Genomic DNA, 15,966 nt, shown 5'->3' with positions numbered 1-15,966 from the left:
CACACCCATTGCTTCGAAGACGCAGAAAGCCAGAAGCAAGAATCCCCCGACTCTAGTCGCGGGAAGTGTCAAAAGTTATAGATAGAATTGTAAGTTTCTACGGTATATAACTTTCTATACAAGTCCTGAAAAGGTTATAAAAGTTAAAAAAAACAAAGATACAAAAATCTTGACCTGGAAAAAAAAATGAAAAAATTTAGGGGGTTAAAACCCAAATCTCTGTTTCTTTGGGTATACTGGTTTTAGATATTTCTATTTCAGAAGATTTAATTTCTTTTACTCTTGGCTTTCTCTTGGTGAATTCTTCAACTTTAGCCAAACCAAGTGACAAACCGGGAGTTTTATAATGCATTGGAATTATTATCTTCGGCTTTATTAAGTCCGCTACTTCTGTGGCTCCTCCGGCGTCTATGGTGAAAACTCCTCCAACGGGAGTGAACAGTACATCGATCGCACCGATCTCCTTTATTTCATCTTCTGAGGGAATGTGGCCTAGATCTCCTAGATGGCAGAATTTTACTCCATCCAATTCGAAAGTGTAGATAACATTTTTGCCCCTTTGGCTACCCTTACTCTCATCGTGAAATACAGGTACCCCCTTTATAGGAATGCCTTTAACGGTTTTAGTTCCTGCCATCCACAGGACTTTTTCGGCACCGCCCTTGCACACATCTTCGACTTTGGAGTAGTGATCGAAGTGATCATGCGAAACCAGAATAATGTCACCGGAGCATTTAGGTTCAGGTAATCCCACCGAACCTCCATGAGGATCAGTGACCACCGACAGTTTGCTTCCTTTGATTTCGAATGTGGCGTGACCCCACCATTTAATTTTTACCAATCTTCATTCCTCCAAAAAATTTTCAGTATAAATTTTGACATAAAAATATAAAAAGTATTTCTGACATAAATCCAATTATTTTATTGATTATTTATAGCTCTTGCCGATTCTTCAAGATTCCGATGCCTGCTCTTATTCCAGTGAATTTTCCCTCTCTAATGGCAAATTGGCCATTTACTAGGACGTATTCAATGCCCACTGAGTGCTGGTGCGGATTCTCGTATGTCGAGAGGTCCTGAACTTTATCAGGGTCAAATACAGTGATGTCAGCATAGTTTCCAACTCTTAATAATCCCCGCTTAATCAAACCTAGCTTCTGCGCTGGGAACGAGGTCATTCTACGTATTGCGTCAGGTAGAGTGAGCCAATTTTTTTCCCGCACATATTTTGCCAGTGTTTGGGTAAATGCAGCATAGTAGTAAGGATTGACATAGGTGTCTTCATTTGGAACTACCCAACCATCAGAAGATATCATCGAAATCTCATGTGTCAATGTTACTTGGTTATCATCTTCCTTCATAGATATAAATGTGCCCCAGGGCTCCATTCCATGTTTGATAAAAATGTCTATGAGTACATCTCTGGGATCCTTTTTCTGTTCCCTCGCAATCTGCTCCAATGACTTCCCGTTATAGGTGGGATCTCCCTTGGTGGAAACGATTATCTTTCTCCACTCGGATAAATCACCAGATTTTATATCCACTCCCCACACATCGCCAGCCATTTGATCTATTCCCATTTTGACCTGGGCCTCAAGATCCGGATCCTCTCTAGTTCTTTTAATTTTTTCATGAAAGCCTTTCGGGTCTAGGGATCCATCCGTTAAATACAAGTTAAAAGGCATCGTCATAAACAATCCCGTGGAGTTTGCTAGATGGGGGTAGGTGTCAGATGTTACATCTAATCCTTTTTTCCTAGCTCTCATGGCAACTTTGTAGGCGTCCCCAAGTGTACCCCAGAAGAGTTTTCCAAAGGCTTTAAAATGCGAGATCTGAACCGGAACACCGGTGGCTTCTCCTATCTTTATGGTTTCTCGGGTTGCAGAGGCTAAAGAGCCTAAAGTATTTCTAAAGTGCGTAGCGTAGATGCCGTTGTATTTAACCACCACTTTGCAGAGCTCTATTATTTCGTCGGTTTTAGCGAAGTTTCCTGGTGGGTAATCGAGACCTGTGCTTAGTCCGAATGACCCAAGTTTTAGTTCCTGTTCCAGGTAATTTTTCATAGTTTCAAGCTCGTCGGGGGTTGGTTCTCGGTTCTCAAGGCCCATAGAGATCGTTCTTAGCACTCCGTGTCCGGTTAGGGAAACGATGTTTATTCCGATTTTGGTTTTATTTAGTTCTTGTATGTACTCTTCTATAGTGTGGAATTGTATTTCGAAATCTTCTATTTCGGAAATCCATATCATTGTTTTGAGCATCTCTTCTCGTCTCTTCGGGTCTTTAGGAATAGGGGTTGCCGAGAAGCCACAGTTTCCTACACAATCTGTTGTTACCCCCTGGGAAATTTTGCTCTTTGCCGTTGGTTCTAAAAATATGGTGAGTTCGGAATGGGAGTGAATGTCAATGAATCCCGGTGCCACAATTAATCCAGAAACATCGATGACATTATCGACACCGGTGGCTCCTATTGAAGGCTCGATTCTTGAAATCTTATTTCCCTCTATAAGAAGGTCTGCTTTGAACCAGGGGTTCCCCGTACCGTCTAATATTCTTCCATTCTGTAAAAGTATGGAAATTTTTTTACCCTCCTTCTTTTTGATTATTTTCTTATTTTTTCTGATATTTTAATGTGATTATCAAATTCTAGTTGAAAAAGTAGGAAGAGACGAAAAAATTGTCTGATTCAATGAGTCTACCTTTTATAATATTCTGATTTTTATATTCTTTTGTGTTAACTTTCCGTGGTGGTTTTTGTGGAGGGAAAACGGGTTTAAACCCCTTGTTTTAGGGGGATTTCACGCCTAGCAGGGTTAGATGCACCAAAAAGTGGTTCCTGGAGGGTGAGGAAAAGCGGGATTTAACAGTTAACAGAACTGAAACAAATCATCATATAATAAATAGTAGACTCATTGTCTGATTATTCCTATTTTGCTTCGTTTATGGTAATATTTATTTGTTCGTCGTTCAGTTTCCATTTCTTTTGGTAGCCTTTGGTTTTGCTTTTTCCTTGTTTTAGGAGGGTTGCTAGTGTTTCTTCTTGGATGTAATCGCTGTTCTCTTCTATTTCTTGGAACATTTTTTCGCTGCAGTCTATGTAGACTTCGATTCTCTGCATATAGTTCAGGTTCATTTCTTTTCTCATGGTTTGTATTCTTCTCACCACCTCTCTAGCTAGAGCTTCCTTCGCCAAGTCCAACGTGATCTCCGTGTTGAGGAAAAGCTTTACATAAGAGGTTTGCCCCATCACGTAGTTCTCTTTCTCTAGGGTTTCCACTCCAACTTCATCGCTGGTTAATTCCACGGGCATTTCACCCACATAAACTGTGAGTTTGCCTTTTTCCCCTAGAATCTGTGACGCTTCCTTAGCATCCACTCTTTCCAATTCTTGGACTATCTTTGGTGCCAGATTTTTATACTTCGGTCCAATTTCTTTAAAATTAGGTTTAAGTTTATATATTACATATTTAGAATCATCCGTTTCATATTTGATTTCTTTGACATTCAGTTCGTCTTTTAATATATCTTCCAAGGTCTTTAGGTAGTCTAGTCTCTCTTCATTGGCAACCACAACCATTTCTTTAAGGGGATGTCTAAGTTTAATATTTTTGCTGGCTCGAGCAGCGCGTCCAGCACTAGAAACATCGATCACCAGACTCATGCTTTTCTCCAGCTCATCATCCAAGAATTCTTCCCGCAATGCAGGAAAATCGGCCATATGAACACTTTCAAAAGCTTCACTATTACCCTTTGAAAGGTTAAGATACATCGCCTCAGATATTAGAGGAATGAAAGGGGCCAAAAGCCTATCCAAGGTTTCTAAAGCCTCAAAAAGAGTATGATACGCAGCGATTTTGTCCTCATCCATTTCCGCTCTCCAGAACCTGCGCCTCGATCTTCTAATATACCAATTGCTCAAATCATCCACGACAAACTTATCAATAGCACGAGCAGCTACATGAATCATGTAGTTTTGCATACTGGTATCCACAGTTTTTATGACCCTGTTTAATCTACTTTTAAGCCACCTATCAAGAATGTTCTGAGAATCCTTCTTCTTATATTTCTCATCATAGGGATTGAAATTATCAATGTTCGCATTGGTCACATAGAAGTAATAGGTGTTCCAGAGAGTGTTGAGAAAATGGTTCCTAGTCTCGATAACCATTCGCTCACTGAAACGCTTTGGCGTCCATGGGGGATTTGATACGAAGAAGTACCATCGCATCGCATCTGCGCCCTCATTCTTAAATATTAAATTTGGATCAACAACGTTTCCCCTAGATTTACTCATCTTGACCCCATGCTCGTCCAAAACATGGCCCAAAGAGACCACGTTCTGATACGCGTTGCTGTCAAAAACAGCCGTGGCTACGGCGTGAAGGCTAAAGAACCAGCCCCTAGTCTGATCAATGGCCTCAGTTATAAAAGTCACGGGAAAAGTCCTCTCGAAGAATTCCACATTCTCAAAGGGATAATGATGCTCCGCGAAAGAAGCAGCACCAGAATCGTACCAGCAGTCAATAACATAAGGTTCTCTGCTCATAACTTCACTGCATTCCGGACAGGAAAAAGTTATCTCATCCACAAAAGGTCTATGAGGATCAAAATTCTCTGGAAGATTACCCGCATACTTCTCCAACTCTTCAAAGCTTCCCACACAAACATAGTGCTTATTAGCACACTTCCAAATGGGAAGCGGAGTTCCCCAAAACCGGTTGCGACTGAGAGCCCAATCCTTTCCCTCCTCAAGAAAGTTGCCGAAACGCCCATGCTTAAGGTAGCGAGGATACCAGTTTATCTTCTCATTATTACTGAGGAGATTCTCTCGAAGAGCACTAAGTCTAATATACCAGGTCTCTATCGCATAGTAGAGAAGCGGAGTATCACACCGCCAGCAGAAAGGATACGGGTGCTCCAAAATACCTTCACGGAAAAGAAGCCCCTTCTCCTTCAGAGCCTCAACAATTTTTTTATCCGCGTCCTTAACATACATGCCAGCAAAAGGCTTAGCCTCCTCTGTAATATGCCCCGACTCGTCAACCAGCTGAATCACAGCCAAACCATACTTCTTAGCCATCTCAAAGTCCTCAGCACCAAAAGCCGGAGCCATATGCACCACACCAGTGCCCTCAGTAAGAGTCACAAAATCCGCCAAAACCACCACAAAAGCCTTCTTATCCGGCTTTACAAAATCAAATAAAGACCAGTACTCCAAACCCGCCAAGTCCTCACCCTTAAACTCCCTAACAATCTTAAAATCACCCTCAAGCACCATCTGAAGAGCCTTAGCCAAAATCAAGTACTCACCCCGATACTCTACAAGAATATAATCATAATCCGGATGAACAGCCAAAGCCACATTCGAAAGCAGGGTCCAAGGCGTAGTAGTCCAAGCCAGAAAATAAGTATTCTCCTCACCCAACAACTTAAACTTAATAAAAATAGAAGGATCCTTAACATCCTTATATCCGCCCAAAGCCACCTCATGCGCACTCAAAGGAGTACCACAACGAGGACAATACAAAACCACATAATAATCCCGGAAAAGATTCCCATCATCCCAAATCCGCTTCAAAGACCACCAAATACTCTCAATATATTCCGGGTTTAAAGTAACATATGGATTATCCATATCCATCCAGGCAGCCACACGCTCCGTCATCCGAACCCACTCCCGCTCATAGCGAAAAACACTCTCCCTACACTTCTCGTTAAACTTCGCAACACCAAACTCCTCAATCTCCCTCTTACTATTCAAACCAAGCTCCTTCTCAACCTCAAGCTCCACAGGAAGGCCGTGTACATCCCAGCCACTACGACGTGGGTTTACGTATTCTCCTTTCATTGTTCTGTATCGCATAACTATGTCTTTTACTGCTCTGGTCAGGACGTGTCCCACGTGGGGTAATCCGTTGGCTGTGGGAGGTCCTTCGAGGAATACGAACCATTTTGTGTGGTTTTTTTCTCGGTGTTTTTGGGTTTTTTGGAATGTGTTGTTTTGTTTCCAGAGTTTTAGTATGTTTTCTTCGACTTTGGGGTAGTTGGGTGTGGTTTCCACGTTGTCGTAGAGTGTCATATTTTGTCACTTCCAATTATTGGTTTGGTTTAGCTTTAGTGAAGAATTATAATTTAATGTTTTTTTTATTAAATTTTTTGTAGAATGTGTTTTTAGGGAAAGAATGTTTAAGGTTGATTCTTTAAAACTAATTTTTGTGTGATTATTAAACATTTTCAACGGAAGTTTTTGCCTTTTTTCGTCTGAGAAGTAGTTTTGTTTTTTAGCCTTCAAATTTGGCGGCGATACACTTCCGTTGACCTCCGTAACATTAGGAAAAAGACCAAAAACAGTATTTAAACTTTTTCTGAAGGGCTTCATCGGCTGTGTAATGTTTTGTCAGAAAAAGTGCATTTTTGATTTGTGGGTATCCTAGACTGCACTGCGAGAATTCAACTAATGGTGTATAGAATTTTAAGGGAATTTTATGGTTTTCGCTGGCTTATGGGTAAAATAATTTAATCAAAATGTTAATAATTTGTGATGTGCATTAGTTTCATAGAATTGTTAATTGTTTGTGGATGTTGAGGTTCTTTAGTTTGTTTAGAGTTTATATGTATGTAATATTGGAGGATTATGAGGCACATGGTTAGGGAAGACGGCGCGGATTCGAATATTTTGTTGAATGAGAGCCGGGAGCTTGTTCGTAGGGCTTTGTTGTCAGTGGAGGAGCTTAAGGCGGTTAGGGATGAGCTTAACAGGGATCCGGATTTGGGTAAGATTGGACTGGTTATGCTTCAGATGGGTTTTGAGAGTAAGAATCTGGTTGAAGAATTGCTTAATGGTTTGGATTTGGCGGCTTTGGTTGAGAGGCTGGATGACGAAGAGGATTTGGAGGCGATCAGAAAATTTTTCAGTTATGTGGGGCAGGCTTCTAGTGGAACTGCTTCCAGTTGGGTTCCGGAGTGGCTGGCTGAGAATATGGATAAGGAGGTTCTAGTAGAGAAGCTGAATGGTGTATCAGAGGATGTTATGGCTGCGGTTTATTTTTTGGAGTCTATAGGATCTGTGAATCAGGTGTTGGCGAGGGAAATGGTGTTAAAGCTGAATTGGGATCCGATAATTGAGAAGATTGGCGGCTCGGAGGATCTCTCTTCTTTGGCTGCCTGTCTGCGGTGTCTGCTTGCCATTGATCCATTACTAGTTGAAAACTTTGTGAGTAAGATAGACTGTGAGAAATTTGCTAGAATAGTGGAAATTGAGACGGATACTAAGAAGTTGGAGGATGTTTTGCTCTGTGTTTTTGTGGTTAGGAGGGAAGGAGTGGCTTACGACTTTGTGTGGAGCATAATTAAAGCAGGAGTTTCCAACCTTCTGAGAAGGGAGCTGAGGGATTTAAAACTGTTCTTCATTAGGATTGTGGGAAATGAGGTTCTCAGAGCTTTCTCCTGCGATAATAATGAGGAAAGGGAGGAGATTATGAGTGTGCTTCTGGAATGTATGGGGGCCGATAAATTGGCCTTGAAAATTAATGGGGAGAAGAATGAGCCCCTAGTAGAATCCGTACTTAGAAAAATCATAAAGGTAAACCCTATCTTGGCAATGGAACTCAAAGATAAAGTCGTGCAAAAATATCAAAAATTCCTTGAGGGACAGGTAGATTCCACGGAAGCCGAATTTTAGATAAATACAAGATCCTTTAGAACTAAAAAATCATTAAAGTTTCAAATTTAATTGTTTTCTATTTGATTTTGACTTTCTATTCGCAGTTTTTGGCTCCACCACAGATAGAGTTAATAATTTTAACTTCATTATCGGAGTTGACCTAAAGAAGCGATATTTCGAATTCTTTCTTACACCCGGTATGAAGTGAAAGACCGACAGGACCGAAACAATTTTTCCATCAATGTTACTCCAATTTACCAAGCTTAGAATTTTCTTAAAATAAAGAAATAATACTTGTTATCCGTATTTTTCTTTCTTTAAGCTCTTCTTATTTAATATTTTTGGGAGAAAACTGTTTATATAGGTTTACAATTTTAAGACAAGAAAAGGTGATTGCTTTGAAATCTAAGAAGGGAGCTAAAGTAATTATTGAAACTTGTATGGGTGTTAAACCCGGAGAGAATGTGCTATTTGTAACTCAAGAAGGCTTTGAAGAAACCGCAAATATACTTGCCTCCGAAGTATCAGTTTTGAAGGCGAATCCCGTTATAAAAATTGTTAAGGGTTCTGAGATGGAGGTGGAGCCACCACAAGAGGTTGTAGATTTAATGCTCTCAAGCGACGTGATACTCGCAGTTTTAGATCTCAGGTACCTTCAGCTATTTGCTCATATGAATGCTAGGGCAAGAGCCACGAACGCCGGGGCAAGAGCGGGCCTTGTACCCTTCATCCTTTGGGATATCACGGAGGAGGATGTTTTGAGAATAAAGAATCTTACTGAAAGACTAGCGGAAATCATGGGCGAGGGGAAAGAAGCTCGTATTTCTACGGCTTTAGGCACGGATGTGATTATGTCTATTAAGGGGAGACCGGTTCAACAGTTGAAGGCGGTGTTCACAGAGCCCGGAGAGTGGGGAGCTGTACCATTTTATGCTGAAGCTGCGGTAGCTCCAATTGAGGGAACCACCCAAGGAAAAGCGGTTATAGATGTTTTCATGGAGAGAGTAGGGGCTATAAAGCAGCCTATGGAATGGACTATAAAGGACGGGAAATTGGTGGAGATAAAAGGCGGTAAAGAAGCGGATATGTTAAAGCAAATTATAAAAGAAGCCGACGAGAACGCTACAAATATTGGAGAACTCGGAGTAGGCACCAATCATTTTTTCAAGAATTTCACTGGAACTATTGGTGATAAAATGGTTCTGGGCACAATACACCTAGCTATTGGTAAAAGCATAAACATTGGAGGCAAAGTTATGAGCAATATTCATCACGATGCAGTGATTAACAAGGCGACTCTAGAAATAGATGGAAAGAAAGTACTTGATAGAGGAAAATGTCTAATTTAACCAAAAAGGCCCACTTTAACAGAGGGATAATATAGTTTTGCACGGTATTTATTTTGAGTAAAGGTTATAAATTTTAGATTAATTGTCTGAATGAAACTCTTTGCCCGGAGGCCCAGGTTTGACGGTGGTTATATTTAGATTCAAGGGAGATTATGAACAATCTATTTGGGGTATTCTTAAGACCTTAAATTTGGATGGCAAGATTTTCGGTTACGATAATATTGTTATTAAGCCGAATTATGGTAGCCTTCATCTTGGCTACCCGCCGGAAATTCAGGAAAGTATAGGGACCGATCCCAAACTGGTAACCGCTCTAGTCAAAATCTTAAAGGATAATGGCGTGAGAAGAGTGGTTGTTGCCGAGAGTGGAATGTACGGAGTTAAAGTGGATAAGGTATACGAAGGATTAGAATTAACAAAAAATATTCCCGAGGTCGGTGGAGAACTCTATAACATTGACCAGGGAGAATTTGAAACCGTAAAAGTGGACGAAACCACAGTCAACTTGAGTAAAATTTTAAATGAATGCGACTTCCTCATTAACGTTCCATCCATGAAAAACCATATACTCTGCACCGTATCCCTTGGAACGAAAAACATAGCGGTGGGATCCATCGACTTCAAGTCGAAGGCCAAAATACACCGGGAGGGCATACACCGATTAATAGCTTTGCTAGCCGAGAAACTGAATCCCGGGCTCACAATCATCGACGGTATTGTTAGCCACGAGTACCTTGGACCCACTTTTGGTCTTCCGAGAAATACTAACCTACTGATTGCTGGTGACAATGTGATATCCACAGACAGCGTGGCTGCAACCATCATGAACATCGATCCCAGAGAGGTTGAACATCTCAAAATAGCGAGTGAAAATGGTTTCGGTAAAATTAATATCAAGGAAATTGAAATCAAGGGTGAAAAACTGGAGGATAGTATAGTTCCGAATTTTAAAAAATGTTGCCGAATAGATGAAGCTGGGGAGCACTATTCTCGGGCCTTGGGAATCGACGGTAAAATGGAAATATGCGGTACCGATTACTGCTCCGGGTGTTTGAACGCAACTGTGGGAGTGGTATGGGTAATTACCAACTACACCGAAGGAGACACTGAGCCCTTTACACTTGTTATGGGAACAGATGGCGAGGTTCCAGAAAACCCCCAGAGGACAGTCTATATAGTGGGAGATTGCCAAATGAAAAATAAGGATAGGGGGGTGTTTCTTCCGGGTTGTCCACCAAGTGGAAGAGAGTTTTACCAAATTTTCGTAGACCAGTGCCTAAGTGAGGAAGCAAAGAAAAAGGCTATAGAAGGACAGGAAAAAAGAAAGGCTTCAAAGGATCGGAGACTACCCCCAATGAAACATACACTCAAATACTACTAGAAAAAATGTTGTCAATGAAAAAATTGGTGAGAATCTTAAAGACAAGTTCAGTTTTTTTAGAAGTTTTAGGAAAAAAATTTTCATTTTTTAAGAATCTAATATTAAAATTTTACTTTTTTCCAATATTTTCACTTACTATCTTAGAAAATATGTTAATTTATACTAAATATCATAGAAGATTCAGTATTTTTTTACTAAATCTTAATTTAAGATAATTTTTATAAATATGAAAATATTGGAAACTTGTATTTATTTTTATACGTAAAATATTTAAACCAATAAACAAATAAAAAGTAAATCTTCAATTTTTAAGAAACGTTAATTTTAATAATATAACCATTTTTTCCCAAAGATATATATATTAAAAAAGCAATAATTCTATAAAGCTTCCAAAAGAGAAGCCGAAAAAAAGGAGGACAAGAGAGGAATGGCAAAAAAAGCAGCTGTAACAGCAGAAGCAGCACCGAAATACAAGCAACCCTGGCTAGGATTCCTAACCTTCGGAACAGTTCTCATGGTAGCATACATAGTATATCAGTGGTTCCTACACCCAATCTGGGGTCTCGCCACCAGGATGTTCGAAATGAATTTCTTTATTGCGGTAAACACTTTGGGTGAAGAATTAGGCATGCTGCTGGCAATCAACAATCCCATGCTCATGGAGTTGTATCCTCTGGGATACCTTGTCGATTGGATACCATTCTTTATCTTCTGTATCGTGTGGGTCTTCACCATCGCCTATCTCGGACTCTGGGTACCTATCACACCGCTGAAAAGACAACCGTGGGCAGGCCTAGGCGTATTAGCAACCTCAGCGATCTTAGCCTTCATAACATGGTACATATTTGGAATCGTGCTGGGCTTTAAGGGTTATGAAATGATTCTTCTGGGGACTTGTGGATTCCTAATATTCCCCCTATGGCTCACACTATTCAATTACTGGCCCTTGGCAACCCCAACGAGAATGGGGTGGAACCCAGCGATCAAAATTGCATTCTACGCTTCAATATCCTGGGCAATTACCTTGATATTGTACTGGGTCATTACCAGTTTGATTTGGTTGAATCCGTTAGCTACCGCATGGACACAGTATATCATGGGTATCCCACTTTTGAACCTGCTTCCCTTTGAACCCTATGACTTTTATGTTTCGCTGATTTTAAGCATCATCGTTGGAGCAGTAATAATGAGTATCATCAACCCCTGGCTTGGAATAAAGCAGCCCAAGAGGGGACTCCTACTCTTTGCATTGGCAATTATAATCGGATTCGTCATGTGGTTTATTGTGGTTGCAATTTTAGGTCCGACATCACAAACAATTCTCATCACAGGACCTCCACCATGGTTATTCACATTTCCGACGGTAAGTCATGCCTCTGTCGCCGCTTACGTAGCTTTCCCGTTGGTAACTCTATTAGCAGGACAGATTGCTTTCCAGATGTGGCCCTGGAATAGGTGGGGTACTAAGGGTAACATAGGCTTAGTGATAACATCTTTCGTGGTTGGTACAATAGTATACTATCTGTTTATGGTCAATCCAGGATTCGCTATTCCATTAATGCAAGGGAACCTTATAACGGCATTAAGTGGATTAGAAACAACATACCTAGCCCTTTGGGCGCAATGGTATCTACTCGGCATCCCTGCTGCCCTATGGCAATCAATGGTCTTTTTCGCTTATTTCGAGGGACTTGCAGAGTTTGTGGGCCATGCCCTGATGTTTGCTTGGCTTTTGACGGTTGTGCTTTTCGGTCTGCTGACATACGAGACTTTCCACCACTGGCCTTGGAGATAAACTTCAATAAATCTATTTTTATTTTTTTTATTTTCTTTTTATTTTTTATTAAATACTACTTCAAGATTTGCAGTTAAAAATTGATAATTGAACTTTTTTAGTTAGTTTCTCTTCTTTCAAGCTTTTCCCATTATCTTAATAATTATGAGGGATGATCTGATTGGGGATTGTTTTTGCACATGTCGAAAGGTTTATATGTTAATCTGGTATATAGAGTTAACAATAATTAGTTATTAATATGTAGAGTTAACAAAAATTGGTGAGATGGTAATGATATGGCAAGGACGCGGCTTCGGTAGAAACATCTGGGACAGACTGCAGAAAATAAGTCCCGTAGAGTTTCTCATAATGGTAATGATAAAAGAGAAGCCCTGTTATGGTTACGAAATCATCAATAGTCTTAGTGAAAAGTTTAAGGGATTCTGGGAGGTAAAAGCAGGTGCAATATATCCCGCACTCTCCAGACTGGAGGAAAGAGGATTAATCCAGGGAACCAAGGAGGAGAGCGACAGGGGGCCTATCAGAAAAAGATACGAGATAACTCAATTGGGGGAGGACGCCTTGAGAAATATTGCTGAGAAGTTTGACCGCGAAATCGATTTCTTTCAGCATTTCGTGGGCTTTGTAGACGACCATCTTTGTTCCGGTTTTGATAAGTACGCTCAAAGGAGGACTCACTTCATGGCTAAAAGAATTGAACAAATGGCCAAACTTGCTAAGGACTATGCCACCGCTTTTCTGCCACCAGAGGAAATTCTTCCCATGCTAAGGGGATTGAAGACGCGATTAGAGTCGGAGTTGAAGTCCATTGATGAGGCGATTAAGCGGTTGGAAAAGGAGCCCGCAAAAGAGCCCCCAAAGAGGATAAAGGTGGAATAGGAGGTGAAAAAGATATGGATTATGGTAAGGGCTGTGGACCAGATTTCTTTGCTCCATGGGATCCCAGATTTAAACACCACATAAGACACTTTGGCCGAATGATGGCGCAGAAGTTTCCGGAATGGTTCGAGAAGATAAGGACATTCGGATCCACCTATGTTATCGATGACGAGCAGTACATAGTCGTAGAGATTGACATACCGGGTTTCGAGAAGGATGACATCGACTTGAAGGTAGGAGATTACTATCTTGAGGTTGAGGCGGAACGTGACCACGACGAGCAAGAGATTAAACTCAGAGGAACCGAGAAGAAAACATTCCGGGTAAACGTGAGTTTACCAGCTAGGGCCAAAGGAGAAGACGCTAAGGCTGTTTACAGAAACGGTGTACTAAGAGTCATACTCAAGAAGGAGCCTGAAAAAAGTGTTAACGTAAATTAAACAGAACCACAGTGCGGCAAAAGTATTAAAAATTGGAGCACCTTTTTCCCTATTAACCAGTTTTTATTGGTTAAATAATCTATAACTGATTTAAAAAATTGAATATTTGGTATATCGGGGGGGATCCTAAGGGAATTCATTTTTTATTTGGATTTAATTTAAATTTGTTGGTACTGGTTAGAAAAATAGATGGTTAGGTTTAGGTTTTGTTTGCTTAGTGTTTTAGCGGTAGTTTTTTACCCTATTATTTTTTTTAGGGTTTCTATGAATAGTTTGTTGTTTTCGGGTGTTGAAACGGAGACTCTGATGAATTTTTCGTTTAACCCTTTTTGGTCTGCGCAATTTTTGATAAGAATTTTATTTTCAAGTAGCTTTGCGGTTATTATTCGTGAATCTAAGTTTTCTTTTGTGATTTCTATTAGTATAAAATTGGTTTCTGATGGATACGGTTTTATTCCTTTGATTTTTGAGAGTTCTTCTAAGAGGTATTTTCTTTCCTTTAATATTTTTGAAACATTGTTTTCAGCGTAATCGGTATCTTCAAGAGCGGCGATGGCTGCTTGAATTGATATCATATTTATGGGGAAAGGGGTTTGGAGTTTTCTCAGTTCTTTTATTATTTCGGGATTTGCGAGACCGTACCCTATCCTTAAACCTGCTAGACTAAAGGCTTTGGAGAAGGTTCTGAGAACTATGAGATTTTCATGTTCGGGAATCCATGGAGCAACTGTTTTTTTACAAAATTCATAATAGGCTTCGTCTACCACCACAATGGCATCTTCATCTAAGATTTTTTTAATTGTGTCTTCAGGCATAACATTGCCTATAGGGTTGTTTGGATTAATAAGAATTATAAGTTTTGTTTTTGGGGAAACACTATTAGATACTATTTCTGGTTCTAGTATAAAATCTGGTTTTTGAAGTTGAATAAAAACTGGTTTTCCAGACATTAGATTTAAAATGAATTCAAATTGTTCGAATGAGGGAAGAGTTAATATAACCTCATCGTTGAAACCTACAAAAGTATGATAAATTAATTCTATTACTCCGAGTGAACCATGTCCTATAATAACATTTTCCGGTTTGAGACCTGTGTATTCAGCGATCTTCTCGTTTAAGTAGTAGCAGGTCGGGTCTGGGTATCTATTCGCTATCTGTAGGTAGTCCTCCATTACTTGTAGAACTTTTGGGGAAGGAGGATAAGGATTCTCGTTACTGAACATCCTTATCATTTCTTCGCTGCACATTGCGTCACTTATTATTTTTGGGCCTAAAATTTGGGTTAGTACTTCATAGTTGGATTGGACGTCAATTAGTTGTGGTTTAACAAATTTGGTAATGTTCTTAGTCATGAGATCACCTATCCGTGAATGCAATGATTTATTTTCCACCCATTAAAGGACAAAAGAATTAAACTAATATTTGCTATTTTAATATAGCGGAAGTATTTGAATCTAATTAGAAAATAGGTAAATAGCTCATGTAAATTTTTTGGGAAAGCAACTCTAAGGTTGTGAGTATTAAATGAAAATAAAAGTGCTTGGATCTAGTTCTGGCTGGGCTTTTCCTCGACTTGTGTGTGATTGTCGATTGTGTTCCTCTACAAATGAGAGAGATAAACGTTTAAGGTCGTCAATTTTTATTAATGATTCGATATTGATTGATGCGGGGCCCGATATATACCATCAACTTTTACAATTTAAGATTTGTAATATAAAGTCAATTCTTTTAACCCACAGTCATCCAGATCACATTTTTGGTTTACATGATCTCAATCCCAAAAAATGTAAGATTATGAAGAATGTCCCGATTTATGGATCAGAACATACTTGGAAAGTCCTTGATAGAATTTTTCCAAATTCAAGGTATAGAAAAGAGACGTTTAAGGATTATAAATCATTTGAACTTCATGGTTTGAAAATCACTCCTGTGCCCGTAGTTCACTCAGAAAACATACACACGGTTGGATTTGTAATAAATGACCAAAATATTATACTAGGATATTTCCCAGATTTTCTTAGCTTTAAAAAAGAAGAGGATATGAAGTATTTTGAAGTGGATTGCCTATTTCTAGATGGATCAACTCTAAAAAAGCCCTTTTACACAGGTTCAAATAAATGGGGACATATAAACATCATGGAAGGAATAATACTTGCAAAAAAATGCGGAGCAAAAAAAACAATCTTCACCCACCTTGGCCATCGAACACCACCCTATGATGATTTGAGTAAATTACTGAGAAAGAAGGGTGAAATTTACGCTGCTTTCGACGGTATGGAAATAGAATTATGAAAAACAATTCATTTTAATACATCACGTTAACGTGTAAAGACCGGATTCTTTTTAGTTCCCACATGGGGGACAATCGGATTTGCGTCCCCGATAACGGCATTTTTTATCTAACTTTCAGTACCTCCGAATTGTTAACGGTTTTTATATTTTTATCACCTCCTTTTTAATTT

Annotated in this window: 11 protein-coding genes; 7 read left to right on the top strand and 4 right to left on the bottom strand. The window is 39.7% G+C overall.

The genetic code is table 11. The features are described from left to right. Positions 1 to 196 precede the first annotated feature (196 nt). From ACUVXA_RS05505 to ileS, 3 genes are all read right to left on the bottom strand, one after another. A complete protein-coding gene (locus ACUVXA_RS05505; protein WP_445870239.1) occupies positions 197 to 841 on the bottom strand; it encodes an MBL fold metallo-hydrolase in 645 nt (214 codons plus the stop codon). Positions 842 to 932: 91 nt separating this feature from the next. Next, on the bottom strand, positions 933 to 2,441 hold the full coding sequence (locus tag ACUVXA_RS05500; protein WP_445870241.1) for an N-acyl-D-amino-acid deacylase family protein: 1,509 nt from the start codon (positions 2,439 to 2,441) through the stop codon (positions 933 to 935). 482 nt (positions 2,442 to 2,923) lie between these two features. Further along, complete coding sequence (gene ileS / locus ACUVXA_RS05495; RefSeq protein ID WP_445870238.1) at positions 2,924 to 6,076, bottom strand: isoleucine--tRNA ligase; 3,153 nt, start codon at positions 6,074 to 6,076, stop codon at positions 2,924 to 2,926. Between the two features lie 555 nt (positions 6,077 to 6,631). On the opposite strand from ileS, the gene ACUVXA_RS05490 reads away from it, so the two are divergent. From ACUVXA_RS05490 to ACUVXA_RS05465, 6 genes are all read left to right on the top strand, one after another. Beyond that, positions 6,632 to 7,678: a hypothetical protein gene (locus tag ACUVXA_RS05490; RefSeq protein ID WP_445870237.1), complete on the top strand. Its 1,047-nt coding sequence runs from the start codon at positions 6,632 to 6,634 to the stop codon at positions 7,676 to 7,678. 380 nt (positions 7,679 to 8,058) lie between these two features. Continuing rightward, entirely contained in the window at positions 8,059 to 9,009 is a 951-nt protein-coding gene (locus ACUVXA_RS05485; RefSeq protein WP_445870236.1) for an aminopeptidase, read from the top strand. 124 nt (positions 9,010 to 9,133) lie between these two features. Then, positions 9,134 to 10,390, top strand: a complete 1,257-nt coding sequence (locus ACUVXA_RS05480; RefSeq protein ID WP_445870240.1) for a DUF362 domain-containing protein — start codon at positions 9,134 to 9,136, stop codon at positions 10,388 to 10,390. Positions 10,391 to 10,817: 427 nt separating this feature from the next. Continuing rightward, complete coding sequence (locus ACUVXA_RS05475; RefSeq protein ID WP_445870235.1) at positions 10,818 to 12,185, top strand: hypothetical protein; 1,368 nt, start codon at positions 10,818 to 10,820, stop codon at positions 12,183 to 12,185. A 270-nt stretch (positions 12,186 to 12,455) separates the two neighbouring features. Further along, positions 12,456 to 13,064, top strand: coding sequence for a PadR family transcriptional regulator (locus ACUVXA_RS05470; protein WP_445870234.1), 609 nt, complete (start codon positions 12,456 to 12,458; stop codon positions 13,062 to 13,064). 14 nt (positions 13,065 to 13,078) lie between these two features. Continuing rightward, entirely contained in the window at positions 13,079 to 13,504 is a 426-nt protein-coding gene (locus ACUVXA_RS05465; RefSeq protein ID WP_445870233.1) for an Hsp20/alpha crystallin family protein, read from the top strand. 236 nt (positions 13,505 to 13,740) lie between these two features. Here the strand turns inward: ACUVXA_RS05465 and hisC are convergent, their stop codons facing one another. After that, entirely contained in the window at positions 13,741 to 14,856 is a 1,116-nt protein-coding gene (gene hisC / locus ACUVXA_RS05460) for a histidinol-phosphate transaminase (protein ID WP_445870232.1), read from the bottom strand. A gap of 172 nt (positions 14,857 to 15,028) precedes the next feature. Here hisC and ACUVXA_RS05455 point away from each other — a divergent pair, with 172 nt between their 5' ends. Then, positions 15,029 to 15,796 (top strand): MBL fold metallo-hydrolase, encoded by a 768-nt coding sequence (locus ACUVXA_RS05455; RefSeq protein ID WP_445870231.1) that lies wholly within the window; start codon positions 15,029 to 15,031, stop codon positions 15,794 to 15,796. Positions 15,797 to 15,966: the final 170 nt, after the last annotated feature.

It is taken from the genome of Candidatus Jordarchaeum sp. (genome assembly GCF_052745115.1).
The sequence above is the reverse complement of the archived record's forward strand: the minus strand, read 5'-3'. Positions and strand labels throughout refer to the sequence as shown.

Excerpts from the sequence above, each read along its gene's own strand:
- hisC (WP_445870232.1), bottom strand. The coding sequence starts at position 14,856 with ATGACTAAGAACATTACCAAATTTGTTAAACCACAACTAATTGACGTC.
- ACUVXA_RS05475 (WP_445870235.1), top strand. The coding sequence starts at position 10,818 with ATGGCAAAAAAAGCAGCTGTAACAGCAGAAGCAGCACCGAAATACAAG.
- ACUVXA_RS05455 (WP_445870231.1), top strand. The coding sequence starts at position 15,029 with ATGAAAATAAAAGTGCTTGGATCTAGTTCTGGCTGGGCTTTTCCTCGA.
- ileS (WP_445870238.1), bottom strand. The coding sequence starts at position 6,076 with ATGACACTCTACGACAACGTGGAAACCACACCCAACTACCCCAAAGTC.
- ACUVXA_RS05465 (WP_445870233.1), top strand. The coding sequence starts at position 13,079 with ATGGATTATGGTAAGGGCTGTGGACCAGATTTCTTTGCTCCATGGGAT.
- ACUVXA_RS05470 (WP_445870234.1), top strand. The coding sequence starts at position 12,456 with ATGATATGGCAAGGACGCGGCTTCGGTAGAAACATCTGGGACAGACTG.
- ACUVXA_RS05490 (WP_445870237.1), top strand. The coding sequence starts at position 6,632 with ATGAGGCACATGGTTAGGGAAGACGGCGCGGATTCGAATATTTTGTTG.